This window comes from Gordonia sp. NPDC057258 (assembly GCF_042668985.1).
Lineage (GTDB): Bacteria > Actinomycetota > Actinomycetes > Mycobacteriales > Mycobacteriaceae > Gordonia > Gordonia hongkongensis.
In genome coordinates, this window is sequence record NZ_JBHUXZ010000026.1 from 32,162 (window position 1) to 55,823 (window position 23,662).

The window sequence follows — 23,662 nt, forward strand, 5'->3', positions numbered from 1 at the left end:
CCTTCGGACGCCACCGAACCGCAGCGCGGTCGGTGGCGTCCGTGCGTCAGCGGGACCCGACGCGGAACGTGCGACTCGTCCCAGAGACGGGCCTCGTCGACCCGTTCGCATCGCGGCTGTCCCCGAAGTAGCGGATGCGGTACATCCCGGACGCGTCCGTCGGCGACCGCCAGGTGATCGTGATCCGCGACGTGTCGGTGCTGCCGGCCGGGCGCGCCCACCGGAACTCCGTGGACCAGTCGTTGTCGTCGGCGACCGTCGTCCACTCGCTGCCGGTACGCCGCTGCACCTCGAGATAGGTCCGGCCGTGCCGGAAGTCGTTGTTGGGATGCGCGCCGACGAACTGCACGGTCACGATCGAACCGGGGCGGTACGTGGCGTCGGGTTCACGCAGGACGTCGCCGTAGCGTCGGCCCGGTATCGGACGGTCGGCGGGGACCGGGGCACCAGGTCGGGTTGCAGTCCGGACTTGTCGACCGGCGCCGGACCACGGCCGATCCGGCGTCCGGACGACATGGCCGCGGCGAGCGCGGCGAACTCCTGCAGGTAGGCGGACAGGGTGTACCGCCCGAATTGGGTCTCGCCGCCTTCGTAGTGCTGCAGGTCGTATTCCTCGGGCGTCGTGACGTACTGGGTGTAGGCGTTCGCGAACCCCTGCACGAGGACGTTGTCGACGTCGGTCCGCAGTTCGCCGGCGACCACTTGACGCAGCCGCAGACCCGCGACGATGGTGACCTCGGCGGGTACGGCGACGAGCACGAGTTCGCCGATGCGCATGAGCTGCAGCGGCACCACCGACGGGATCCAGCCCGAGGGCGGCAGCAGACCGAGCGGGAACGCGATCAGCTTGGGCGCCTGCATGTCTCGCATCCACGTTGCGATCGGTGGGACGCGGTCTCCGCCGAGCGCGGTGACGAGGGGATTGGTCATGCCCTCGACGAGGAAGGGGAGCGGTTTCTCGTAGTTGTCCTCGCTGCTGGTGGCCACCGCGCCGGCGCCCATCATCGCGGGGGTGGTCGACGCCGGTCGGCCGTCGGGTGTGTAGGTACCGGAGATCCGGACCGCCGACATGTCGACGTACCGCACGATGGAGTCGACGCCGCCCCGGGTCATCGGACGGGCCGCCTCGAAGCCTCGCCGTCCGGCGATGTACTGACGCTCGCCGATGAGTTCGCAGTTGCGTCTGTTGTCCGATGTCGGTCCGCGCGGATCGAACTGCGCGAGTGCGAGGTTCGGCGTCATGTCGCCGGAGTTGGTCTGCGGGAAGGCGGCCACGAACCCGGGCTGGGTGCGCTCCCACAGGTGGCTCGCGTAACCTTTGTTGTCGCCGGCGATGAGGACGTTGCGGTCGGTGAGAGACGTGCCGTGTGTCGGGAACCAGGTGATGGCACCGACATCCCGGCCGCCGGAGGTGTCGTGCTGCCGCAGTCGTAGCACCGTGACCTGCGGGTCGATCGCATCGGGGAAGTGCCGCTTGTCGGCCGTCGGGTTCGCGTCGAAGGCGACCCGGGATCGATTCCGGCTGGCGTCGTGCAGTTCCTCGCGGCCGATCGTGACGCTGCCGGGCGCGAGATTCTCGTGCGCGCGAACGATCGCGGCGAACATGCCGTCGATCTCGGCGTCGTAGGAGTTCTTCTTGAACCCGAACGCGGCGAGCGAATACGCGTAGTCCCAGGACGTGCCACCGCAGGAGGCGTGCGTGTGCTGTGCGTTCAGATTCACGTTCGATTCGGTGTACAAGGAGCCGAATCGGTTGCGCAGTCTGGCCATCAGGCCCATGTGGTGCGACTGGAACAGGCACGCGAGGTCGGCGGTCAGGAAGACGACGCGCCGCCCGGTGGCGGGATCGACGATGATGTAGGCCCGCGCCCAGCAACGCTGCAGGAGCCCGGCCGCGACCTGCTCTGGATTCGAATACCCCATCATGCCCTGGCCGACGACCGCGCCGGTGACATCTCCGATGCCGCAGCCGACGAGGTAACTCGTCGACTCGGAGGGCGACGCGCCGGCCGGGGCAGCGGACAGGCCGGAGCCGAGCCCGGCCGCGGCGGCGGTCGCGGCGGCACCGGCCATCAACTGTCTGCGCGTGAGGTCCACGTGCCGTCCTTCCGGGCGTCGGACGACACCGGCAGACGTGCGATGTCATCGCGGCACACACCCTGACGGCGCGGCCGTGTGGTCGAGATCAGTTCAGGACGTCGAACTCAGTCGTTGTCGTCGCCGCCCGGGATCCCGATGATGAACCCGATCCCGATGATGATGCACGAGATCAGGGCAACGGCAGGCATGACCCAGTAGGAAGGCATGTGGTGAACGTTACTGCGAGGCATGCCCATGCGCCCGGCTTCGAGGACTTTCGGGGACGAAGGTCCCCGGTGGTGTCGAGGCCGAAGTCTGCCGGTCAGACATCCAGCCCGGACAGGGCGTCGGCGAGATAGTCGTCCTCGGCGCCGTTGCCGGGTAGTTCGAGCGCGCGGCGGTACGCGATCGCCGCGCCGCGGTCGTCGCCCAGTTCGCTCAGCGTGAGGGCGCGGGCGATGTGAAAGGGCCGGAACCGGTCGAGCTGTGTGTCCGACTGCAACTGATCGAGCATCGCGATACCGCGCGCCGGGCCGTACGCGCGTCCGACGGCGACTGCGCGACCGACGCGCACGACGGGTCCGGGATCGTGCACTTCGAGTAGTCGGTACAGGACGGCGATCTGGGTCCAGTCGGTCTCGTCCGCGGTGGCTGCCTCGGCGTGCACGGCCGCGATCGCCGCCTGAATCGTGTACAGGCCGGCGCCTGCTTGTGCCGCAGCGTGTTCGGCAAGCGCGATGCCCTCGCCGACGAGCGCCTGGTCCCAGAGCCGGCGGTCCTGGTCATCCAGCGGAACCGGTCGGCCGTCGGAGTCGAGCCGAGCCGGCCGGCGGGACTGGGTGAGCAACAGAAGGGCGAGCAGTCCGGTCGTCTCGGCGTTGGGGAGCAGTGCGCGCAAGGTCCGCGCGAGGGCGACGGCCTCGTCGGTGAGGTCGTCGCGGATGTGCGCGTCCCCGGTGGAGCGCGCGAACCCCTCGGAGAACAGCAGGTAGATGACCCGCAGGACCCCGCCGAGCCGACGCGGGAGATCGCCCTCGCGCGGCGGCGCGAACGGAACACCCAGCGCGCCGATCCGCTTCTTGGCGCGCACGATTCGCTGCTGGGTCGTCGGTACCGGGATCAGCAGCGCATGCGCGACCTCCGCGGTGGTCAGCCCGGCGACGAACCGAAGGGTGAGCGCGATCCGGTCCTCGGCGCGTAGCACGGGATGGGTGCAGGCGAAGAACATGCCGAGGCGTTCGTCCGGCAACCCCGGTGGCGGCTCCTCAGCCGGGTCTGCGAACTCCGCAGGCGTGGAGGCACGTTCGGTCTCGGTGTGCAGGCGGGCCAGTTTCCCGGCGAGGACGGACTCACGCCGCACCACGTCGAGCGCCTTGCGTTTGGCCGTCGTCGTCAGCCATGCCTCCGGTGAATCCGGGACTCCGGTACGCGACCAGGTGATCAGGGCCTGCGCGATCGCGTCCTGCAACGCGTCCTCCGCGAGGTCGAGATCGCCGAACTTCTTCGTGAGCGTGGCGAGTACACGAGAACGGACGTCGCGATCGACGGCCGACACCGCCCGGCGGGCCACGGACCCTGCGGAATCCGTGGCCGCCGAACGGTGTGAATTGTTCGTCATCGCTCAGTACGGTGCGAGCGGCCGAATCTCGACATGGCCGCCGGGTGCCGAACCGGGGCTGCGGCGGGCCCACTCGATCGCCTCGTCGACATCGGCGACGTCGATGACATAGACCCCGCCGACGAACTCCCGGACTTCCGCGAACGGCCCGGACGACGCGACCACCCGCTCGCCGCTGTCGTCGGTGTGCACCACCGCGCGCTCGTCCTCCAGCGCGAAGGAGTTGACGACGACGCCGGCCTTGGTGATCTCCTCGTCGAAGGCGAAGAACTCTTCGGGGCTGGCGCCACCGTCCTCACCACATGCCGGATCGTTGACATGTCCCATGAGCAGCAATGCGTACTTCATCGTTCCTCCAGTTCTCGGCCGGCGGCATGCGGTACCGACTGCGCTGTGCGTACCGATGCGGCCACGATGTCGAACCGGATCGGTCCGACACCATGGTGACGTACGGCGATTCCGGATATCGACAGCGCTGCGAAAAGAGATTCGGGACATGAGACGTAGCGCGCGAACGACGTCAACGACATGGTCCTGTGGGAGCAGACAAACGCCGAATGAGATTGACGAACAACTCGGTCGAGGAACCCACACCGGGCGACGGCGCGGACTACGATCCACAGATCGACACCGCAGCCGACGACGCACCGCCCACCCTTCCGCCCCCGGGCGAGCCGTCTCCTACTCATTCCGGAGGCGCCCCGCTCGGCGGCCCCACCCACGAAGACGCCGCCCAACTCGAACAGGTGCTCAACGACGACTTCGAGTTCGATCTGACCGGCGATGAGCTAGAAGCGGTCAGACGCTGGCAGGGTACGGACCGCTTCTACCAGCGCGTACAGATGCGGATGCGCGAACAACTTGGGGAGTTCGACGACGACGAAGCCGATCACGTGGGGTTCACGGACCCCGGCAGCGCCCCGGTGCTCCTGCGAGTGCTAGCCACACGAGGAACACGAGCCCTGTGGGTGCCACCGGTGGGCCACCCGGAGCTTGCGAATCAGCGAGAACTCCTGCTTGGAGCGTCCGCGCTGTACATTGTGGGTGTACAGGCCACTGAAGAAGGACTGACCGAAGTGACCGTGGAAGTGAGGTGAGCGTGATGTCCAACGAACGACTCTGGGACGATTCCGCGTTCACCCCTGTCGGACGAACCCCGCAGCCTCCCGCCTCACTGGACGCGCTCCTCGCCGACCTCGGCCTGGGACGCGCCGACGAGCGCGAACGCCGCCACGCTCTGAGTGACTGGCTCGCGAACCATGAACCGTCGAAGCGCCTCGTCCGAAGTTTCGAGCGTCGCGGGTACGGCGACCTCATAAGCGGCTGAGACCTTCTCCCACGCGCGCAACCCAGCGGGTGCGTGCGTCGAACGTCGATGTTGGGGATACCGTGCGGCAGCTACGGCGGCCATCACCCAGACGCTGGTCCACCGGGTGCCGGGAATCTTAGAACCAGGCCCACGTGTGGTGTCATCCGGATCGCTCTGATGCACAGCGTGTTGCATCACGGCCACGAAAAAGCCCCGCCTGCGGATCGCAGACGGGGCTTCGTCGGGGTGGATGACGGGACTCGAACCCGCGACAGCCAGGATCACAACCTGGTGCTCTACCAACTGAACTACATCCACCATCGGCGTCGGAAACCTGGGCGTCAGCGCCGGGTCTCAGAGCCATCAACACTCTAGCGGGTCGGTGCCGCAGAACTCCAATCGGTTACCCGACCTGCGTGTTCAGGCAGGGCCGAGGTCTTTGACGATCTCGGCGAGGGCATCGGTGTCCGGGCCGGGGGCGGGCACGAACGCCGCGGCCCGGTAGTAGCGGAGTTCCCGGATCGACTCGCGGATGTCCGCGAGGGCCCGGTGCGCGAGCCCCTTCTCGGGCTGGCCGAAATAGACCTTGGGGTACCAGCGCCGGCACAATTCCTTGATCGAGCTGACGTCGACCATGCGGTAGTGCAGGTAGGCGTCGAGTTCGGGCATGTCCCGCGTGATGAATCCACGGTCGGTACCGATCGAATTGCCCGCGAGGGGGACCGCGCCGGCGGTGGTCACATGCTTGCGGATGTAGTCGAGCACCAGCTTCTCGGCTTCGGCGAGGGTGACGGTGGACGCCCGCACCTCCTCGGTGAGACCCGAGGCCGCATGCATCTTGGTCACCACGTCGGGCATCGACGCCAGCGCCTCGTCGTCGGCGTGGATCACGACGTCGACACCGTCGCCGAGGATGTTGAGGTCGCCGTCGGTCACCAGGGCCGCGATCTCGATGAGTTTGTCCGACTCGAGTCGGAGTCCGGTCATCTCGCAGTCGATCCACACCAGTTTGTCCTGCACCCGACAACCTTAGCCAACCTCGCGTGCGAATCCGTGGGAGATCGGCCCCCGCGGTCTATCGTGTGCTCGTGACCAAAGCCTCCAGTCCGGCGCAGCACATCGCCGCCGGATACGCGTTCAGCACCGCCGCACTCGAACTGGGCGCCGTCTCGGTGGCGGGGCAGGTGGATCCCGCGGCGAAGGTCCGAATCCCGCTGTCGATGATGAACCGGCACGGTCTCGTCGCCGGCGCGACCGGGACGGGAAAGACCAAGACGCTACAGCTCATCGCCGAGCAACTATCGAGCAACGGCGTTCCTGTCGTCATGGCCGACATCAAGGGCGACCTTTCCGGACTGAGCCGGGTAGGCGTGGGCAACGACAAGATCGCCGAACGATCCCACCAGACCGGCGACGACTGGCAACCGGCGGTGCACCCCGTCGAATTCGTGTCGCTGGGTGCGGAGGGAATCGGCGTACCGATCCGTGCGACCATCACCTCGTTCGGGCCGATCCTGCTCAGTAAGGTGTTGGGGCTCAACGCCACCCAGGAGTCGACGCTGGGCCTCATCTTCCACTGGGCGGACAAGAAGGCCTTGCCGCTTCTCGATCTGAAGGATCTGCGGTCGGTCATCGCCTTCCTCACCAGCGACGAGGGCAAGGCCGAACTGAAGGGGATCGGCGGGGTGTCGCGGCAGACCGCCGGCGTGATCCTGCGGGCGCTGTCGAATCTCGAGGCCGACGGCGGTGACACGTTCTTCGGCGAACCCGAGATCGATCCCGCCGACCTCATCCGGACGGCGCCCGACGGACGCGGCATCATCACGTTGTTCGAGCTCGGTACCCAGGCGGCCCGCCCCGCGCTCTTCTCGACCTTCCTCATGTGGATTCTGGCCGATCTGTTCGAATTTATGCCGGAGGTGGGCGACCTCGACAAACCAAAGCTGGTCTTCATCTTCGACGAATCGCATCTGCTGTTCGACGATGCGTCGAAAGCCTTTGTGGACCAGGTCGTCCAGACGGTGAAACTGATCCGGTCGAAGGGCGTCGGCGTGTTCTTCTGCTCCCAGCTGCCGACGGACATCCCGAAAGAAGTGTTGTCCCAGCTGGGTGCCCGGATCCAGCACGCGCTGCGGGCCTTCACCCCTGACGACCAGAAGGCGCTGCGTACGACGGTCAAGACCTACCCAGTGTCGGAGGTCTACGACCTCGAGCAGGTGCTGACCTCTCTCGGTACGGGCGAGGCGGTCGTGACCGTGCTGTCCGAGCGCGGTGCGCCGACCCCGGTCGCGTGGACGGTGGTCCGAGCGCCCCGGTCGGCGATGGAGGCCATCGGCGCCGACGCCGTCACCTCGGCGGCGAAAGCCGGGCCGTTGTACGCGAAGTACGGCACGCCCATCGACCGCGAGTCGGCGTACGAGATCCTGGCCGCGAACACCCTCGCACCGGGGGAGCCCGCCGACGCACCGGCACCCGTGCCGCCGACGCCGGCCCCGGAGCCGATGCCGGAGGAGCCAGGGCTCCTGACCGAGGTGCTCACGAGCAAGCCGATGCAGAGTTTCCTGCGATCGGCGGCGAGCGCGGCCGGACGCGAGTTCAGTCGCGCGATCTTCGGCACGGGGCGTCGCCGGCGGCGCTGAACGGCGCCCAGACGACTCCTACTCCGCGCTGAACTTGCGGTAGAACCCACCGACGATCGGGGCCACCACCCCGCGCGGTGTGTACCCGCCGGCCACCGACATCGCCTTGGACAGGGTGCCGGGCACGACGCGCATCTTGTTGTGCGCCAAGGCATCCAAGCTCATCTCGGCGACCTTGGCCGAGGAGTGCCACAGGAAGTCCGGGACGACCTTGTCGACGATGGACGCCTCGTCCGGGGTGGGAGTGTGCGTGCGCACCGGGCCGGGCGCGAGCAGGGTGACGTGCACGCCCTGCCCGGACACCTCGCCGCGCAGGGATTCACTGAAGCTGTTCACGAAGGCTTTCGATGCCGCGTACGTCGCGTTGTTGGGAATCGGCATGTTTCCGGCGGCCGACCCGACCATCAGGATGCCGCCCGAGCCGCGCCTGACCATCTGCGGGAGCACCGCCAGGGTGAGGTCGTGGACGGCGTTGACGTTGAGGCGGACCTGCGCGCGTTCGTAGTCGGCGTCGAGGTCGGCGACCGGTCCGAAGGTCGCGATGCCCGCGTTGTTGCAGAGGATCGAGATGTCGCGGCCGGCGAACTCGGCCGCGAGCACTTCCACCTTCGTCGGGTCCGACAGGTCGACCGCGCGGACCTCGACCGAGACCTCGTGTGCCGTGCGGAGTTCGCCGGCGAGTTCCTCGAGAAGGTCGCCCCGGCGGGCGACGAGGATGACCGAATGACCCCGGGCGGCAAGCGCGCGTGCGAGTTCCCGTCCGATCCCGGACGAGGCCCCGGTGACGACGGCACGGGCGGTGGCGGAGGGCGGCGGTACCGGCATGTCGCAATGGTAGCCGCCGCCTCTCGCGCCGAGACCGAGCGTCAGTCGATGCCGGCGGCGACCTCGGTGCCCTGCCGGATCGCGCGCTTGGCGTCGAGCTCGCCGGCGTAATCGGCCCCGCCGATCACATGCGTCGTGACCCCGGCCAGCGTCAACGGATCGACCAGATCGCGTACCGACTCCTGGCCCGCGCAGATCACCACGTTGTCGACCTCGAGCACGCGGGTGTCGGTGACGTTGCCCTCGTCGTCGCGGAAGCTCAGATGCAGCCCCTGGTCGTCGATCTTGTCGTAGGTGGCGCCGCTGATCTGCTCGACGCCTTTCATCTTCATCGTCGCGCGATGGACCCATCCGGTGGTCTTGCCGAGGGACTTGCCCTGCTTACCGACCTTGCGCTGGACCAGGTAGACCTGACGCACCGGCGGAAGCGGCCGCGGCTTGGTGACGAAGCCGGGCTTCTCCGGATCCTCGGTGACGCCCCATTCCTGTTCCCACTCTTTCAGATTCATCGTCGGCGACTCGTCGGTGGTGAGGAACTCGCTGACGTCGAAACCGATGCCGCCGGCACCGATCACGGCCACGCGCTTGCCGATCTCCCGATGTCCGAGCACGGCGTCGGCGTATGACATCGCCATCGGGTGATCGACGCCGGGGAAGCTCGGGATGCGCGGCACGACGCCGGTCGCGACGATCACGTCGTCGAACTTCTCGGCGATGATCTGCTCGGCGTCGGCGCGGGTGTTCAGCCGGACCTCGATACCGAGCACCTCGATCTGACGGGTGAAGTAGCGGATCGTCTCGCTGAACTCCTCCTTGCCTGGAATGCGTGCGGCGATGGAGAACTGGCCGCCGATGGAGTCGCCGCCCTCGAACAGGGTGACCTTGTGGCCTCGCTTGGCGCCGGCGACGGCTGCCGACAGGCCGGCCGGGCCCGCGCCGATCACGGCGAGGCGCTTGGCCTTTCGTGTCGGACCCAGGATGAGCGTGGTCTCGCGTCCCGCGATCGGGTTCACCAGGCACGACACGTGTTTGCCGACGAAGGCGTGGTCGAGGCAGGCCTGGTTGCAGCCGATGCAGGTGTTGATCTCGTCGGAGCGACCCTCGCGGGCCTTGTTCGCCAGGTGGGGATCGGCGAGGAACGGCCGGGCCATCTGGATGGCGTCGACGCGTCCGTTCGCGAGGATCTCCTCGCCGAGTTCCGGGGTGTTGATGCGGTTGGCCGCGATCAGCGGGATCGAGACCTCGTCGCGGAGCCGTTCGGTGAACTTCACGAACGCGCCGCGCGGCACCGAGGTGACGATGGTGGGAACCTGGGCCTCGTGCCAGCCGATATCGGTGTTGATGGCGTCGACGCCGTACTGCTCGGCCTTGCGAGCCATCAGCGCGACCTCGTCCCAGGTCTGTCCCTTGCGGATCAGGTCGGCGATCGACTGACGCAGGATCACCGGGTAGTCGCGGGGGACTTGACGGCGGATCTCCTTGATGACCTCGACCAGGAAACGCTGGCGGTTCTCGGTGTTGCCGCCCCATTTGTCGGTGCGGTCGTTGGTGTGGGGGCAGAGGAACTGGTTGATGAGGTAGCCCTCGCCGCCCATGATCTCGATGGCGTCGAAGCCGGCCTTGCGTGCCAGCTTGGCGGACTGCCCGAACGACCTGATGACGTGGCGGATGATCGGCTCGGTCATCTTCAGATGCTTGAAGGGGTGGATCGGCGACGGATCGGTGCCGGGAGCGACCTTGAACGGCGTGTATCCGTAGCGGCCGGCGTGGATCAGCTGCATCGCGATCTTGCCGCCCTCGTCGTGCACGGCCTTGGTCACGCGCTTGTGGCGGGTCATGTCGACGACGTTGGTCATCTTGCCGCCGGCGAAGGCGAGCAAACCCGTCCGGCTGGTGCCGAAGCCGCCGGTGATGATCAGTCCCGCACCGCCTTTGGCGCGTTCGGCGAAGTACGCGGCCAGCTTGTCGGTGTCCCAGAACCGGTCCTCGAGACCGGTGTGCATCGAACCCATGACCAGTCGGTTCTCGATGGTCATGCCGCCGATCTGCAGGGGCGTGAACAGGTGCGGATAGTGCTGGTTCGGTTGTGCCGTCGGGGCTGACATGGCGCGACCTTTCATCTCGGTGAACCTGGGTGGACGGATTGGCGGTATCGAAGGTGTTGCGGGACTGGCTAACTCAGCTCTCGGTCAATTCCCGTTCGAGTCCGTGGATGACCTCGTCGCACCATTCGATGTATCCCTGCTCCTGGCGGATGCCGCCGCGGAGGACGAGGTACTGGTGCAGCTTGCGGCCGGTGAGCGTGTCGGGATCGGGGTAGTAGTCGGCCTGGAAGCCGGTGTAGAGCTTCAGTTGCGCGAGGTGCTCGTCGCGGTGGGCCTTGAGTTCGCCGATGATGGCGGCGAGGTCGCCGAACTCCGCGGCCCGCAGCTTCACGCCGATGTCGCTGCGGAGCGGTTGCAGTGGGGTCGGACTCATCGCCCAGTCGGCCAGGGCGTCGCGCCCGGCATCGGAGATCGTGTAGACCTTCTTGTCCGGACGGCCGTCCTGACTGATCGACTCGACGCTGACCAGTTCGTCGTCGAGGAGCTTCTTCAGCGTCCGGTAGATCTGCTGGTGCGTGGCTGACCAGAAGTAGCCAATGCTGCGGTCGAATTGTTGACCGATCTCATAGCCCGTTCCCGGTCGCTCGGCCAGCGACACCAGAATCGCGTGTTCGAGCGCCATGAGAGCAAGCTACCACTGCAACAACGCACTATGCAACAAGGTGTATATGAGTCGAGTTGCATATCGGGCGGCGGCGACGCCGACCCAGGAGGACCCGAAGTGAGGCGTCGTCAGCATCCGTGCCGCACACTGTTCGGCATGGGTGAACCGGAGACGAGGTCTCGGAATCTGCTGTCCTGGAAGCTGACCGACAACGCGGTCGTGGCACCGGAGGAACGGCTGACCTGGCCGCGGACGGTCAGCATCGGCCTGCAGCACGTGGTCGCCATGTTCGGCGCGACCTTCCTCGTCCCGGTGCTGACCGGATTCCCACCGTCGACGACGCTGTTCTTCTCCGGCGTCGGCACGATCCTGTTCCTGCTGATCACCCGCAACCGCCTGCCCAGTTACCTGGGTTCGAGTTTCGCCATCATCGCGCCGGTGACGGCCGCCGTCGCCTCCGACGGGGCGTCGTCGGCGCTCGGGGGACTCGTGGCGGTCGGCGCACTGCTCGTCGTCATCGGGCTCATCAGCCATTTCGCGGGTGTTCGGTGGATCGAGACCCTGATGCCACCCGTCGTGACCGGCGCGATCGTCGCCTTGATCGGGCTCAATCTGGCGCCGGCGGCCAAGAACAACTTCGTCGCCGATCCCGTCCTGGCGACGATCGTGCTGGTGCTGCTGGTGGCATCCGCGGTGCTGTTCCGCGGGCTGCTCGGTCGCCTGGCGATCTTCTTGAGCGTCGTGGCCGGCTATGTCCTCGCGCTGATCCTCGACCGGATCGACAGCGACAACGACTACATCGACACCTCCGCCATCGGCGACGCCGCCTGGATCGGACTGCCCGACTTCCAGACGCCCACGTTCGACCTGGGTGTCCTGCCGTTGTTCCTCCCCGTGGTGCTGGTGCTCGTCGTCGAGAACATCGGCCACGTGAAGTCGGTCGCGATGATGACCGGGAAGGACTACGACGCGACCATGGGTCGGGCGCTGGCCGCGGACGGAGTGGCCACCATGCTGGCCGGCAGCGGCGGCGGGTCGGCCACGACGACCTACGCCGAGAACATCGGCGTGATGTCGGCGACCAAGGTGTACTCGACAGCAGCCTATTGGGTGGCCGGCGGCGCGGCGATCCTGCTCGGACTGTCGCCCAAGGTCGGCGCCGTGATCGCCGCGATCCCGCCTGGCGTGCTCGGCGGTGTCACGACCGCGCTCTACGGTCTGGTCGGTGTCATCGGCGTCCAGATCTGGGTGGCGAACAAGGTCGATTTCTCCAAACCGATCAATCAGTTCACCGCGGCGATCCCGCTCATCATCGGCATCGCCGACTACACCTGGCAGGTCGGCGACCTCGTGTTCGCCGGCATCTCGCTGGGCTCGGTCGCGGCACTGGTCATCTATCACTCCATGCGCCTCATCGGCGGGTGGCGGGGGACGGTGGATGTCGGCCGGACGGGCACTCACCACGGCGACGCATAGGTGTCCGACCGACGAACCCCAACTCGACTGATCGACTTCGATCGAGGTCCAGGAGTCGAGTTGAGGTTCGCAGGTGGACGGTCGCGAGGGGACCGGGATAAAACAGACGACTACTCGAAAGCCTGGCGTGTGTTCGAGTCGCGGCTCACCACGGCAGCCGTAGCGGGATGTCGGGAATCGGCCCCGGCAGGTCGATGTCCCCGTCGGCGCGATCGTTGAACAGATAGAGCCACCACAGGGGAGCGGGTGCGCCGACCGGTGGCGGGAGTTCGGCGACGTCGGGCTTGCGAGGGACGTAGAGGTCGGGTTCGGCGCCGACGATGACCTTCACCATGTTCTGGAAGGCCGTGGATTCCGGGTCGTTCCAATAGGCACCGTGGGTGACCAGACCACCGTCGACCCTGCGTCGATCTGCGTCGAATGTGCGCTCGTCGAGGTCGACTGTGCCGGTGTCGAGCCTGATCACGCCGGGCGCGGTGTCGGGGTCATGGCCATGGGGGTTTCCGGGAAAGGACTGGACGTAGTGGATCGGGTCGCCCGGGAAGGTCAGCGAGTATCGATCCACGCCGCCGGGATGCGGGGTGTCGTAGATGCCGGTGCCCGCCGACGACGCGTAGATGACGCGGTCGGGAGACAAACCGAGTTGTTCGGCCGAGCCCACGACCGACCCGCCGTAGCTGTGGCCGATGTAGGTGGTGGTCGCGCCGGGTGCGAGATGCGCGATCTCGGCGTCGAGTTCGCGACCGAACAGCTCCAGGCGGTGCGCCATGGCTGCGGCAAAGCTCGGACTCGCCGCCGAGCGGAGGTCGGGCGGGAGGTCGCCGTCGAGGTAGAGGAACACCGGGCCGCCGGTGCGTGCCGCGAGTTCGGCTGCGGCCGTGCGGTTGTGGCCGACCACGGTGTCGAGGTTCGTGCCGGTCCCGGGCACGTAGGTCGCCGTGTTCGGGGTACCGGGCCGCAACGATCCGATCATCTCGACCAGTCGTCCGCGCGGGGTGTTGACGAAGGTGATGAAGGTCCGCTCGACGAGTCCGTCGTCGCCGCGGGGTGTCTCGTCGGCGATCGGGTCGGGGCTGGGCTCGAGGAGTCCGCGCAGGGTCCGAGCTCTTCGGCCGTGCCCGCGACCGGCCGCCATCTCGTCGAGAAGCGCGTTGCGGATGTTGATCTCGTTGGCCTGGGCGCGGATCGCGAACGGGACGCCCGGTAGGTTCCCGACGACGTGTGGGTTCGCCTGCATCAGACGTCGGACGTCGTCGGCACCCATCTGTTGGATGATGTCGCGGACCTGGGTCGGCGTGAGCGTCTCCAGCATGCGGACGGCCTGATCCGCGTCCATCTCGGCGTCCCCGGGCAGTGTGACGTCGGGTTGACCTGCCGTCATCGACGCGAGGTCGGCCGCGAAGTTCTCGAGTCGTGCACCGTAGCGCTCGTCGAGGGCGTCGACGGTGTCGAGAGCCTCGGCGATGGATTCCGCGAGAAGGGCGGCCTGACCGTCGAATTCGTGCTCTGGATGTGTCACCTCGCCGTCGTCGAAGACGGTGAAGCCCAGCCCCTCGGCGCCCCGGACGACACCAAGTGCGAAGTCGCGGGCGTAGCCGAGGTCGGCGGCGGCATCGGTGGCCTCGTCGGCGATCATCTGCACCACGTTGCGGACCTCGCCGGCATGATCGTGTTCCGCCCAGATGGCTTGGTGCGCAGCATCGTGCGTGCCGCCCGACCACCTCGAGGCGTTGTCGAAGGCACGCACCGCCCGACCGATGCCGGTGTCGATGCGCTCGGCGAGCGTCGAGGCAGCGGACCCGGCGGCGGCGATCGACTGCGGATCCCACGCGCGCAACTGCGAGAGGGTGGGTCGCATCAGCGGTTCCGAAGCGAGCGGAACCGGGTGCCCGACCGCGCGTCGGCGTCTGCCGTCGTCGCGTCGAACGCCCGCAGCATCTGGCTCATCGTCATCAGGCGTTCACCGATGGAGTCCACCGCCAGCCGTGCGGGTCCGATCGTGGCGGCGAGGGCACGCACGACGCGACTCGAGGGTCCGAGCGCCGCTCCGACGGCCTCGACATCCGCGGCGTGGATCGCGATCGCGGCGGCCCGCCAGGTGCGCGCGATGCCCTCGACCTCGGCGGGATCGACACCGAACAGCGATGCTTCTGAACCCTTCTGGTCTCGTCGACCAGATGAGAGGGGCGGAAAACCGGACAGAGAGCGGGGGAGCGTCATGATCCTCCAGGGAGTCGCGACCCACCGAGGTGTGGGGCAGGACTATGACGCACGGCGTGCCCCGAACGGTTCCCGATCCACTTCGAGCGGTCGGCGACAGGCACATGACGTGCCCCCGGCAGGACTCGAACCTGCGACCTAGGGATTAGAAGGCCCTTGCTCTATCCACCTGAGCTACGGAGGCTGACCGGCGAGCGTGACGTGGCGCACGAGCGGCCGGGCAGAGAGAGTCTACGACACCGTCGTCGCTATGCCGTGCGCCACGGCGGGCCAGGTCGAATTGGGATCACGTCAGTCGCCGGTCCTACAGTTGGAGAATGACCCGCACGTCGACGCCCGCCTCCGCGGAGCAGCATCGCGACGCGATGAACGAACCGCGCGGCGTCGTCACCGCGATCCTGTGGGCATCGGGTTGGCTCGCCGCGATCGTCGCCGTCGCCGTCACCGCGATCTCCGCGGCGTCGGCGCTCCGGCTGACCGGTGTGCCCGATCCGGGGCCGCTGACCACCTACGGCGCACCTGCGCTGACCGCGATCGGCGAGTTCGCCGCGGCGATCGCGCTCGGGTCGGCCGTGTTCGCCGCGTTCTTCGTGCCGCCCCAGGCGAGCGGCGTCCTCGACGTCGGGGGTTACCGCGCCATCCGGATCGCGGCGGCGAGCGCGCTGACGTGGTCGGTCTCCGCTCTGCTGTTGATGCCGTTCTCGGCGTCGGAGGTCAGTGGGGCGCCGCTGGCAGAGGCGATCCGCCCGGCGAACCTGCTGACCGCCTACGGCCAGGTCGCGGAGGTGCGCACCTGGTTCTGGACCGCGGTGTTCGCACTGGTCGCGGCCATCATCGCTCGGGTGACCCTGCACTGGGGCCCCACGATCGCGGTCATCGCGTTCTCCGTGTTCAGCCTGATGCCGTCCGCGCTCGCGGGCCACTCCTCGTCGGGTGGCAACCACGACGTCGCCACCAACAGCCTGATCCTGCACATCATCGGCGCGACCCTGTGGCTCGGCGGTCTCGCCGCGGTCGTGGTCTACGCCCTCGCCGACGGACGATGGCGTGCCCTGGCGGTTCGGCGGTTCTCGCGCGTCGCGTTCTGGTGCATCCTCGTCGTGGGCGCCAGCGGTGTCGTCAACGCCCTGGTGCGGGTGCCGCTCGGCGACCTGTTCACCGACACCTACGGCCGTCTGGTCGTGGCCAAGGTGGTGGCCCTGGTCGTGCTCGGCGGACTCGGCGCGTGGCATCGCCGCGTCACCATCGCCCAACTGGACGCCGACGACAAGCCGTCGCTGTTCGTCCGCTTCGGACTGGTCGAACTCGCCGTGTTCGCCGCGACCTTCGGCCTGGCCGTCGGCCTGAGTCGCACACCGCCTCCGCTCGTCGACACCACCCAGATCTCGGCGACCGAGAACGCGATCGGTTACGACCTCGACGGGCCGCCGACGTTCGTCCGCCTTCTCACCGAGTGGCGCTTCGACCTGATCTTCGGGCTCGCGGCGATCGTGCTCGCCGTCGTGTATCTCCGGGGAGTCATCCGCCTGAGGCGCCGGGGTGATGCCTGGCCGGTCGGTCGCACCGTCGCGTGGCTCCTCGGGTGTCTGCTGCTGTTGCTGGCGACGTCATCGGGATTGGGCCGCTACGCCCCGGCGATGTTCAGCATCCACATGATCGCGCACATGCTGCTGTCGATGATGGTGCCGGTCCTGCTGGTGCTCGGTGGCCCGGTCACGCTCGCCCTGCGGGCACTGCCGCCGGCCGGTCGGGGCAATCCGCCGGGCCCGCGCGAGTGGATTCAGCTGGGCGTGCACTCGGCGCCGTCCCGGATCCTGACGCATCCGCTGATCGCCGCGGTCATGTTCGTCGGCAGCTTCTACGTTCTTTATCTCGGCGGTCTGTACGAGTCCGTGGTCCAGTACCACGCGGCGCACCTGTTGATGAATCTGCACTTCCTGATCAGCGGCTACCTCTTCTACTGGCTGGTGATCGGCATCGACCCGGCCCCGCGTCAGGTGTCACCCGTGGCAAAGCTGGGCCTCGTGATGGCCTCGATTCCGTTCCACGCGTTCTTCGGCATCGCCCTCATGATGACGACCGCGGTCATCGCCGAGACCTACTACCGCGGGCTCAATCTCCCGTGGAACTACGGCCTCTTCGACGACCAACGTGTCGGGGGCGGAATAGCCTGGGCCGCAGGCGAGATCCCCCTGGTGGTGGTCCTGCTCGCGCTGTTCGTGCAGTGGCAGCGCAGCGATACGAAGCTGGCGCGACGCTTCGACCGCAACGCGGACCGCGACCACGACGCGGACCTCGGCAGCTACAACGAGATGTTGAAGGAACTCAACAAGCGCGGTTGAGCGGCAACAGGTCTCAGCCGGACCCCGTCGACACCGTGCAGACCGACGACCCGGCCTGGATCAAGGCGCCGGTGTGCAGGGGATCGAAGCCGAAATCGGCAGCGGTGCGGCCGGTCGCAGTGATCAGCTCTGGGGGACACCGGAAGCTCGTCACGAGTTCGCCTGCGGCGGCAAGCTGGTCGACGATGGCCACGGTGAACTCGTTGATCGCGGTCCGGACCGGACCGAGATCGGACGTCGCAGGTGGAGCAGTCTGCCCAGGCAGCCGCCACTGCGCAAACAGTCCGCGTTGGACGGTCTTGCTAGCCTCGATCTGATCGCGGAACACACCGCGTACGTAGGCGGGGTCGAGACCGCGGTCGGTGGCCAGCTGCGACACGGTGTCGAGGACCACCTGTTCGCGCGCCGGGTCGTCGATGGCCGCGCCGGACGCCCATTTCGTCGCGGCGACGGTGTCGGCCAGTGCGAGCCGGCCCGCGATCGCCTCGGTCAGACCGGTCAATGTCGGCGAAGCGACCGGCGCAGCGCCTGCGAGGGGCGGGGCAACCAGCATTGTTGCCGCTGCGATGAGACCTACCAGGAGCCTTCGGATGCGCACCCTGCGAAGTGTATGGGCGGCGAGCGTCAGGTGCATCGCGATCTGTGGGTAACCCGTCGAGTTCTCCACAGTCGTGCGGCCTCGACGGTTGACGGCCCCGCTGCGGGTGATGCTGGTGCGGCCACACCTTCCCGTGGCCGACAACCGTAGGAGACGACCATGTTTGAGACGTACACGACCGTCATCGGAACCGTAGTGTCCGATCCCCGTCGGCGGCAGACGACCACCGGGGAGGACGTGATCTCCTTCCGCGTGGCGTGCACCTCGCGGCGGATCGACAAGAACACCGGCGAGTGGTCGGACGGACCCACGTTGTACCTGACGGTCAGCTGCTGGCGGCGCCTGCTGACCGGGGTCGGCCTGGCGATCGCCAAGGGTCGACCGGTGATCGCGCACGGTCAGATCAAGACCAACGAGTACCCGTCGGCGGACGGCTCACGTCGCTCCGATCTCGAGATGACGGCCGTGGCCGTCGGACTCGACCTGAGTCGCTGCGTCGTCACTTATCGGGGCACGCCCGCCCAGGGGCGCGCGGCCGACGCGCCGGTCGTCGCAACCGCGCCCGAGACCCGCGAGTCGGCGGCGTGAACGCACGATCGTGGGGTTGAGCCGATTACGACTCAGTCCGAACGGTTCCGGACCAGTCGCCAGTGGTTCTTGCCGTCGGCACGACGATAGGCGAGTTCGTCGAGGACGTTGATCGCGATGGCCAGGCCGCGGCCACGCTCGGCGAAGTCGTCGGGCAGGCTCACGGCGTCGAGATCGACGCGGGCGGGACTGCCGTCGTCGGAGTAGCGGGCTTCGATCCGGTCCGGTGCGACCTCCAGCTCGAGGCACAGGGTGACGGTTGCGCCGTCCCCGGCGTGTTCGATGATGTTGGCGCCGATCTCGGCCACGGCGAGCTCGAACTGCATCGCGTCCATGTCGTCGATGGGGCACTCCGCGAGGAGATCGGCGAGGAGTGCGTGGATGTGGTCCATGGTCTCGAGCGAGGTGATCTCCTCGAGGGTGCGGGTCGCGGTGTTCTCGGTCATCGCCGGGTCCTCGATCTCTGGGTGAGTGGGACGGGTCCCGTCAGGCCCCGTCGAAGGCGTCGTCGGCCGACGGGTGGACGCGCAGAACGCGATTGAGATTGGTCAACTCCAGGACGGTGACCACCTGCGGCGTCGGGGCCGCGATCCGGAGGTCGCCGCCGGCCTGGCGTGCCACCTTCAACCCGGAGACGAGTGCGCCCAGGCCCGAGGAATCGATGAAGTCGGTGCCGGACAGGTCGACGACGATCCGGGCCGAACCGGACCCGACCAACTCGTGCAACTGGTCTCGGAGTCGCGGGGCGACAACCATGTTGAGCCGGCCCTCGGGCCGGATCGCCACGGCGCCGCCGTCGACGCTACGTGTTGCGAAATTCGCCATCACTGCCCTTCCTCATCGGGACCGCGGTACCGCACCGCGGTGATGACAACGCTCAGGATCACCAGATCGAACACTACCCAGAACAGGTTCACGCCGACGCCGAGAACGGAGACGGCGCCCCGGTACAGCTGCACGATACCGATGACCGAGGCCACCACGAGCAACGCCATCGCGATCAGCTGTGGCCGAACGATGTGCCAGGGCAACGCATCCTGCGACTGCTTGGTCTTCGGGGTCACCGCGAAACCGAGCGGACGGTTCATGTAGACGTTGCGAAATGCGGTGGTGCACGCCTTGATCCAGACGGGGAACAGAGCGAGGCTGTACTGCTGGCCGCGCCACGTCGGCGTGCCTCGTGCCACCACCAGGAACAGTATCTGGTTGACCACCAGGAACGGGATCAGCCGCAGGAAGAAGTCCCAGCTGTAGGCCTCGACCGGCAGGATGCCCAGCACCAGGTAGACCACCGGTGCCGCGATGTAGGCGATGGCCGCGAAACCGGCGAGGTAGCTCCACATCGTCGCCCAGTACATGAGTCGCTGGGTGAGGGTGAGGCCCTTCTGTACCAGCGGGTTCTCCCGCAGCATTACCTGGATCGTGCCCTGCGCCCACCTAAGCCGTTGCGTCACCATGGTTTTCAGGTCCTCCGGCGCCAGGCCGAAGGCAAGATTCTCGTGATGGTAGGCGGAGTTCCAGCCGAGGGCGTGCAACCGCATACAGGTCGCCATGTCCTCGGTCACCGAGATGGTGGCCAGGGGCAGCATGGGCTGGGCCTCGTCGGATCGCCCGACGTCGACCGCCGCGACCATGGCGCGGATGGATTCGATGGCGCCGAGCGGCGACCACTCGCGCTCGGCGAGGACCGCGAGTGCGTCGTAGTCGACGGCGCCGGCACCGGCTTCCTGCTCGCTCAGCTCGGTGAGCGCCTCGATGGCCTCGAGGTCGGCGCGCATGGCCTCGACGTCGGCGTCGACGAGCCCGCGTGCCGCCTCGTCGACGCGCGCCTGGAAGCGATAGGTGATCTCGGCCAGTGGCTCTTTCTTCTTCAGCTGCGCGCGAGCGTCTTTCACGGCCTCGTCGACGGCGTCGAGCGCGGCCGAGGCGGTGGGGTTGTCTTTCCCGACCTGCTTGCGCGTCGACTTGAGGACAGAACGCGCGGTGCGCAGGGCGCGATCGATGCCGTCGGAGACGGCGGAGACGTACTGGGTGATGCCGAGCTGCATCAGCGCCTCCCGGCGCAGCACGGCGTTGGATCCGCAGAAGAACGCGGCGTTCCACCCGTCCTTGCCCTGCTGGATCGGCCCGTAGAACAGCGGAGCCTGGCTGCCGAGCGGGTCCCCGGGCGGCACGTTCACGAAATACTGCGGCGTCTGGACGAGGGCCATCTTGTCGTCGTGGAAGTAGCCGAGCGTGCGGTCGAGGATCTGCGGTTCGGGGATCTGATCGGCGTCGAGGATGAGGAGGAACTCGCCGTCGGTCTGCATCAGGGCGTTGTTCAGGTTGCCGGCCTTGGCGTGCCGCGGCTTGTCGAGCCAGTTCGACGATCGCGTGATGTACCCGATGCCTGCCTGGGCCGCGGCCTCGGCGAGCTCGGGTCGATCACCGTCGTCGAGGATCCACGTGGTGTGCGGGTAGGTGATCGCCTTCGCTGCGATCGCAGTCTTCATCACCAGATCCAGGGGTTCGTTGTAGGTGGTGATGAAGACATCGACGGTGGCGCCCTCGGGCGGGGGAGGCGGATCGGGGCGGTGTTGCAGCCGCCACATCGTCAGCCCGAACAGCAACGAGTCGATCAGGCTGTAGGTCTCGGCGACGACCAGGGGAACCGCGATCCACCAGGCGTCCCAGTTCACCGAGGCCAGCCAGCGCCACACGATGTAGTTGATCCCGAGGATCGCGGCGGCGACGATCACCAGCCGCAGCCACGGCGACGGGGCCGTGCGTGCGAGGGTGGCACCCTCGACGCTCTCGCTCATCCCGCATCGTCTCGACGAATGGCCACGACGGTCACATCGTCGATCGGCGGCCGTGAGGCGACCAGTTCGCTCACCATCGAGCACACCTCCGACGGGGTCGAGGTGTCGGCGAACAGTGCCTGCAACGCCGACTCGTGACCAGACGGCAAGAGGTCCAGCAGCCCGTCGGAGGTGATGACGACCATGTCGCCGGGATCTAGGTGGACCCGGGCGGAGTCCCAGGTGTCGTCGCGCAGGATGCCGATCGGCAGACCGCCCCCGGGGAGCGACTCCACACCTCCGGCGGCCCGGCGGACGATCGACAGGCCATGGCCGGCGTCCACGTATTCGAGCTGACCCTCGTCGGTGTGCAGGCGTGCATGGAACGCGGTCGCGAACGTCTCGGTGCCGGCGAAGTCGTCGGCGAGCTGATCGGCCACCGTCTCGACCACCTTCGCGAGGTCGGCGTCGGCCGCGGCATGTCCGGCGGCGTCGAGTGCGCGGGATGCGGCTCGGATCGCCGACCGGACCGTCGCCGTGAGGATCGCCGCGCCGAGCCCCTTTCCCATGACGTCGGCGACGGTGAACACCAGGCCGTCGCTCCAGGGGTAGTGATCGTAGAAATCGCCGCCGACGGCGAAGGCGGGCAGGCACATCGCCGCGATCGACCAGCCGGGAACGACTCCGAGAGGCGGCGGCAGCAATTGACGCTGCACCAGTGCCGCGCGTTCCAGGTCGTCGCTGTTCGCGATCTCCCGCTGCGCCCATGCGGCGAGCTCGCGGAACGCCGCCTCCTGATCGGTGGTGAGTTCCCGCGGCCGGGTGTCGTACAGACAGAAGGTCCCCACGGGATGTCCGCCGGGGCCGTACAGCGGATATCCCGCGTAGAAGCGGATTCCGTCGTCTGCGGCGATCTGCGGGATCGCGGCGAAGGCCGGGACCTTCGAGACGTCGGGGATGATCAGCGCCGGATCGTCGGGGTGGTCATAGGCGCGCGCGACCGTCACCTGGCAGACCGTCTGTTCCCGCGGCAGGTTCTGCAGCTCGATGCCGTCGACCGCCTTGAACCACTGCCGGTCCCGGTCGAGCAGCGACACCGTCGACATCGGTACGCCGAACACGGCTTTCGCCATCCGGGTGATCTGCGCGAACCGATCCTCCGGGGGCGAGTCGAGGACGTTCAACTGCTGCATCGAATGCAGTCGTGCCTCTTCGATGTCGGCATCGATGTGCGCGTCCACCAGGGTCACCTCAGTCCCGCTTTCTCGAGTGCGTGCGCCATCGCGGCGCCCGCTGCTGCCGTGCTGCCCAATCTCCAGTCCGCTTCTTTGTCGTGGTCGAACCAGACAAAGCCGGTAACGTCGTCGGCGTCGTCGAGGTAGGTCACCAGGTCGGCGATCCAGTCGGCTTTGGAACCACCGGCTTCTGTCGACCCGACCTCTGTGACGAGTATCGGTTTCTCGGAGGACAAGTTACGAAGCTGTGCAAACGAATCGGCGAACAACTCCGCCGGCGGAGTCCATCGGTGGCCGGGCACCGCGCCCCAGTTGTAGCCGTCGATCCCCAGGACGTCGACGTAGGTGTCGCCCGGGTACCAGCGTGACAGCGGAGCGTCGTCGGAAAGGGGGACATTCGGGGCCCACACCCACTTCACGTTGGTCGCGTTCTTGGACGCGAAGAGGTCGTGGACATGGCGCCACGCGGCGATGTACAGCTCGGGGGAGGTCCCGCCGGCGGGGCTCCACGGGTACCAGTCGCCGTTCGGCTCGTGCGCGAACCGGAGGTAGACGATCCCGCCCCAGGCGACGAGTTCGTCGGCCCAGCGGTACAGGTAGTCGTCGTGGGCTCCGGCCACGATCGACGACATCGTGAACGCGCCCCAGTCGTAGTCGTCACCGCCGAGGTGGCGCCACGGCTCCCAGGTGACCACCGGTTCGGCACCCGAGGCGACCACGGCGTCGAGTGCGGCGATCGGGGGGATCGCGGTGAAGTCCTCGAAGAACAGGTTGACGGTCGGCCGGACCCCGACGAGGTCGGTGACCGCGGCGACCTCGGCCGGGCGGAGCGGGCCGCTCGGGGTGCTGACACCGAACCGCAGGCAGTCCCCGGCCGGGCCGTGCAGGGGAGAGATGGTCGGCGGACACTCGCGCGGCGCCGGCTCGCAGGCGACGACGCCCATCGACCCGACCATGACACCCAGGACCACGGACACGATCGTCCATCTGGGTACCGCACCCATCGACCGCTCCCATCGCCTCGCCGCCGCACACCGGCACGGCGCTCACCCATTCCCCCGTTCTCGTCCCCACGACATTCTCTCGGCAAACCTGCCCACCCGCGCGTCAACCGCGAAAGACGGTGCACCGAACCGGCGCAGACGCACCGGACCGTCGCCCGGCATGCGACGGCGACTAGGCTTGTCCCCATTGTGTGTGCGCCCGGGCGCACACCCCCCGCGTCCGCGGCAGACAGATCACAC

Annotated in this window: 20 protein-coding genes, 2 tRNA genes and 1 pseudogene; 6 read left to right on the forward strand and 17 right to left on the reverse strand. The window is 67.7% G+C overall.

Going from position 1 to position 23,662, the window contains the following annotated elements; genetic code table 11:
* Positions 1 to 46: 46 nt before the first annotated feature.
* The 3 genes and pseudogenes from ACFUEJ_RS17220 to ACFUEJ_RS17230 form a co-directional block, all read right to left on the reverse strand.
* Positions 47 to 2,097 (reverse strand): annotated as a pseudogene (locus ACFUEJ_RS17220) (neutral/alkaline ceramidase).
* A gap of 304 nt (positions 2,098 to 2,401) precedes the next feature.
* Complete coding sequence (locus ACFUEJ_RS17225) at positions 2,402 to 3,697, reverse strand: RNA polymerase sigma factor (protein WP_159370599.1); 1,296 nt, start codon at positions 3,695 to 3,697, stop codon at positions 2,402 to 2,404.
* Positions 3,698 to 3,700: 3 nt separating this feature from the next.
* Positions 3,701 to 4,045: a YciI family protein gene (locus ACFUEJ_RS17230; RefSeq protein ID WP_137809297.1), complete on the reverse strand. Its 345-nt coding sequence runs from the start codon at positions 4,043 to 4,045 to the stop codon at positions 3,701 to 3,703.
* A 209-nt stretch (positions 4,046 to 4,254) separates the two neighbouring features.
* On the opposite strand from ACFUEJ_RS17230, the gene ACFUEJ_RS17235 reads away from it, so the two are divergent.
* Together ACFUEJ_RS17235 and ACFUEJ_RS17240 are read left to right on the forward strand one after the other, a co-directional pair.
* Positions 4,255 to 4,794, forward strand: a complete 540-nt coding sequence (locus tag ACFUEJ_RS17235; protein WP_288813016.1) for a hypothetical protein — start codon at positions 4,255 to 4,257, stop codon at positions 4,792 to 4,794.
* Positions 4,795 to 4,799: 5 nt separating this feature from the next.
* The gene (locus ACFUEJ_RS17240) at positions 4,800 to 5,024 is read left to right on the forward strand and encodes a hypothetical protein (RefSeq protein ID WP_137809299.1); all 225 of its coding nucleotides are present in this window, start codon (positions 4,800 to 4,802) and stop codon (positions 5,022 to 5,024) included.
* Positions 5,025 to 5,251: 227 nt separating this feature from the next.
* Here the strand turns inward: ACFUEJ_RS17240 and ACFUEJ_RS17245 are convergent.
* Positions 5,252 to 5,324, reverse strand: a tRNA-His gene (locus ACFUEJ_RS17245).
* 102 nt (positions 5,325 to 5,426) lie between these two features.
* Complete coding sequence (gene orn / locus ACFUEJ_RS17250; protein WP_078113579.1) at positions 5,427 to 6,026, reverse strand: oligoribonuclease; 600 nt, start codon at positions 6,024 to 6,026, stop codon at positions 5,427 to 5,429.
* 68 nt (positions 6,027 to 6,094) lie between these two features.
* Here orn and ACFUEJ_RS17255 point away from each other — a divergent pair, with 68 nt between their 5' ends.
* Positions 6,095 to 7,645, forward strand: coding sequence for a helicase HerA-like domain-containing protein (locus ACFUEJ_RS17255; RefSeq protein ID WP_388030800.1), 1,551 nt, complete (start codon positions 6,095 to 6,097; stop codon positions 7,643 to 7,645).
* An 18-nt stretch (positions 7,646 to 7,663) separates the two neighbouring features.
* On the opposite strand, the gene cmrA is transcribed toward ACFUEJ_RS17255, so the two are convergent.
* From cmrA to ACFUEJ_RS17270, 3 genes are all read right to left on the reverse strand, one after another.
* Positions 7,664 to 8,470, reverse strand: a complete 807-nt coding sequence (gene cmrA, locus ACFUEJ_RS17260; protein WP_058250019.1) for a mycolate reductase — start codon at positions 8,468 to 8,470, stop codon at positions 7,664 to 7,666.
* A 41-nt stretch (positions 8,471 to 8,511) separates the two neighbouring features.
* Complete coding sequence (locus tag ACFUEJ_RS17265; RefSeq protein WP_388030803.1) at positions 8,512 to 10,575, reverse strand: FAD-dependent oxidoreductase; 2,064 nt, start codon at positions 10,573 to 10,575, stop codon at positions 8,512 to 8,514.
* 73 nt (positions 10,576 to 10,648) lie between these two features.
* Entirely contained in the window at positions 10,649 to 11,197 is a 549-nt protein-coding gene (locus ACFUEJ_RS17270; RefSeq protein WP_058250020.1) for a PadR family transcriptional regulator, read from the reverse strand.
* Positions 11,198 to 11,335: 138 nt separating this feature from the next.
* Between ACFUEJ_RS17270 and ACFUEJ_RS17275 the strand changes: the two genes are divergently transcribed.
* Positions 11,336 to 12,655: a uracil-xanthine permease family protein gene (locus tag ACFUEJ_RS17275; protein ID WP_068972489.1), complete on the forward strand. Its 1,320-nt coding sequence runs from the start codon at positions 11,336 to 11,338 to the stop codon at positions 12,653 to 12,655.
* A gap of 145 nt (positions 12,656 to 12,800) precedes the next feature.
* Here the strand turns inward: ACFUEJ_RS17275 and ACFUEJ_RS17280 are convergent, their stop codons facing one another.
* The 3 genes from ACFUEJ_RS17280 to ACFUEJ_RS17290 form a co-directional block, all read right to left on the reverse strand.
* On the reverse strand, positions 12,801 to 14,513 hold the full coding sequence (locus ACFUEJ_RS17280; RefSeq protein WP_068972488.1) for an alpha/beta hydrolase: 1,713 nt from the start codon (positions 14,511 to 14,513) through the stop codon (positions 12,801 to 12,803).
* Complete coding sequence (locus ACFUEJ_RS17285; protein WP_058250023.1) at positions 14,513 to 14,875, reverse strand: hypothetical protein; 363 nt, start codon at positions 14,873 to 14,875, stop codon at positions 14,513 to 14,515. Before ACFUEJ_RS17285 ends, ACFUEJ_RS17280 begins: the two co-directional genes overlap by 1 nt.
* A gap of 110 nt (positions 14,876 to 14,985) precedes the next feature.
* Positions 14,986 to 15,059 (reverse strand) — tRNA-Arg (locus tag ACFUEJ_RS17290).
* 133 nt (positions 15,060 to 15,192) lie between these two features.
* Here ACFUEJ_RS17290 and ACFUEJ_RS17295 point away from each other — a divergent pair.
* Positions 15,193 to 17,217, forward strand: a complete 2,025-nt coding sequence (locus ACFUEJ_RS17295; RefSeq protein WP_205333123.1) for a cytochrome c oxidase assembly protein — start codon at positions 15,193 to 15,195, stop codon at positions 17,215 to 17,217.
* Positions 17,218 to 17,230: 13 nt separating this feature from the next.
* Here the strand turns inward: ACFUEJ_RS17295 and ACFUEJ_RS17300 are convergent, their stop codons facing one another.
* Positions 17,231 to 17,815 (reverse strand): chorismate mutase, encoded by a 585-nt coding sequence (locus ACFUEJ_RS17300; protein ID WP_068972493.1) that lies wholly within the window; start codon positions 17,813 to 17,815, stop codon positions 17,231 to 17,233.
* Between the two features lie 159 nt (positions 17,816 to 17,974).
* Between ACFUEJ_RS17300 and ACFUEJ_RS17305 the strand changes: the two genes are divergently transcribed.
* Positions 17,975 to 18,403, forward strand: coding sequence for a single-stranded DNA-binding protein (locus ACFUEJ_RS17305; RefSeq protein ID WP_058250025.1), 429 nt, complete (start codon positions 17,975 to 17,977; stop codon positions 18,401 to 18,403).
* A gap of 32 nt (positions 18,404 to 18,435) precedes the next feature.
* Here the strand turns inward: ACFUEJ_RS17305 and ACFUEJ_RS17310 are convergent, their stop codons facing one another.
* From ACFUEJ_RS17310 to ACFUEJ_RS17330, 5 genes are read right to left on the reverse strand one after another with little or no spacing between them, the layout of a single operon-like run.
* Positions 18,436 to 18,849, reverse strand: a complete 414-nt coding sequence (locus ACFUEJ_RS17310; protein ID WP_058250026.1) for an ATP-binding protein — start codon at positions 18,847 to 18,849, stop codon at positions 18,436 to 18,438.
* Between the two features lie 40 nt (positions 18,850 to 18,889).
* A complete protein-coding gene (locus tag ACFUEJ_RS17315) occupies positions 18,890 to 19,228 on the reverse strand; it encodes an STAS domain-containing protein (RefSeq protein WP_058250027.1) in 339 nt (112 codons plus the stop codon).
* Positions 19,228 to 21,204 carry a glycosyltransferase family 2 protein gene (locus tag ACFUEJ_RS17320; RefSeq protein ID WP_068972487.1) on the reverse strand — a complete coding sequence of 659 codons (1,977 nt, stop codon included), beginning with the start codon at positions 21,202 to 21,204 and terminating at the stop codon, positions 19,228 to 19,230. The genes ACFUEJ_RS17315 and ACFUEJ_RS17320 overlap by 1 nt, the downstream gene beginning before the upstream one ends.
* On the reverse strand, positions 21,201 to 22,433 hold the full coding sequence (locus tag ACFUEJ_RS17325; RefSeq protein WP_068972486.1) for a PP2C family protein-serine/threonine phosphatase: 1,233 nt from the start codon (positions 22,431 to 22,433) through the stop codon (positions 21,201 to 21,203). Before ACFUEJ_RS17325 ends, ACFUEJ_RS17320 begins: the two co-directional genes overlap by 4 nt.
* On the reverse strand, positions 22,430 to 23,422 hold the full coding sequence (locus tag ACFUEJ_RS17330) for a glycoside hydrolase family 26 protein (protein WP_159370609.1): 993 nt from the start codon (positions 23,420 to 23,422) through the stop codon (positions 22,430 to 22,432). Before ACFUEJ_RS17330 ends, ACFUEJ_RS17325 begins: the two co-directional genes overlap by 4 nt.
* Between the last annotated feature and the right edge of the window lie 240 nt (positions 23,423 to 23,662).

What these genes read in the sequence shown, in the direction of transcription:
- ACFUEJ_RS17225 (WP_159370599.1), bottom strand. Translation starts at nt 3,697, where the DNA reads ATGACGAACAATTCACACCGTTCGGCGGCCACGGATTCCGCAGGGTCC.
- ACFUEJ_RS17230 (WP_137809297.1), bottom strand. Translation starts at nt 4,045, where the DNA reads ATGAAGTACGCATTGCTGCTCATGGGACATGTCAACGATCCGGCATGT.
- ACFUEJ_RS17235 (WP_288813016.1), top strand. Translation starts at nt 4,255, where the DNA reads ATGAGATTGACGAACAACTCGGTCGAGGAACCCACACCGGGCGACGGC.
- ACFUEJ_RS17240 (WP_137809299.1), top strand. Translation starts at nt 4,800, where the DNA reads ATGTCCAACGAACGACTCTGGGACGATTCCGCGTTCACCCCTGTCGGA.
- cmrA (WP_058250019.1), bottom strand. Translation starts at nt 8,470, where the DNA reads ATGCCGGTACCGCCGCCCTCCGCCACCGCCCGTGCCGTCGTCACCGGG.
- ACFUEJ_RS17265 (WP_388030803.1), bottom strand. Translation starts at nt 10,575, where the DNA reads ATGTCAGCCCCGACGGCACAACCGAACCAGCACTATCCGCACCTGTTC.
- ACFUEJ_RS17270 (WP_058250020.1), bottom strand. Translation starts at nt 11,197, where the DNA reads ATGGCGCTCGAACACGCGATTCTGGTGTCGCTGGCCGAGCGACCGGGA.
- ACFUEJ_RS17275 (WP_068972489.1), top strand. Translation starts at nt 11,336, where the DNA reads ATGGGTGAACCGGAGACGAGGTCTCGGAATCTGCTGTCCTGGAAGCTG.
- ACFUEJ_RS17280 (WP_068972488.1), bottom strand. Translation starts at nt 14,513, where the DNA reads ATGCGACCCACCCTCTCGCAGTTGCGCGCGTGGGATCCGCAGTCGATC.
- ACFUEJ_RS17285 (WP_058250023.1), bottom strand. Translation starts at nt 14,875, where the DNA reads ATGACGCTCCCCCGCTCTCTGTCCGGTTTTCCGCCCCTCTCATCTGGT.
- ACFUEJ_RS17295 (WP_205333123.1), top strand. Translation starts at nt 15,193, where the DNA reads ATGACCCGCACGTCGACGCCCGCCTCCGCGGAGCAGCATCGCGACGCG.
- ACFUEJ_RS17305 (WP_058250025.1), top strand. Translation starts at nt 17,975, where the DNA reads ATGTTTGAGACGTACACGACCGTCATCGGAACCGTAGTGTCCGATCCC.
- ACFUEJ_RS17310 (WP_058250026.1), bottom strand. Translation starts at nt 18,849, where the DNA reads ATGACCGAGAACACCGCGACCCGCACCCTCGAGGAGATCACCTCGCTC.
- ACFUEJ_RS17315 (WP_058250027.1), bottom strand. Translation starts at nt 19,228, where the DNA reads ATGGCGAATTTCGCAACACGTAGCGTCGACGGCGGCGCCGTGGCGATC.
- ACFUEJ_RS17320 (WP_068972487.1), bottom strand. Translation starts at nt 21,204, where the DNA reads ATGAGCGAGAGCGTCGAGGGTGCCACCCTCGCACGCACGGCCCCGTCG.
- ACFUEJ_RS17330 (WP_159370609.1), bottom strand. Translation starts at nt 23,422, where the DNA reads ATGGGTGCGGTACCCAGATGGACGATCGTGTCCGTGGTCCTGGGTGTC.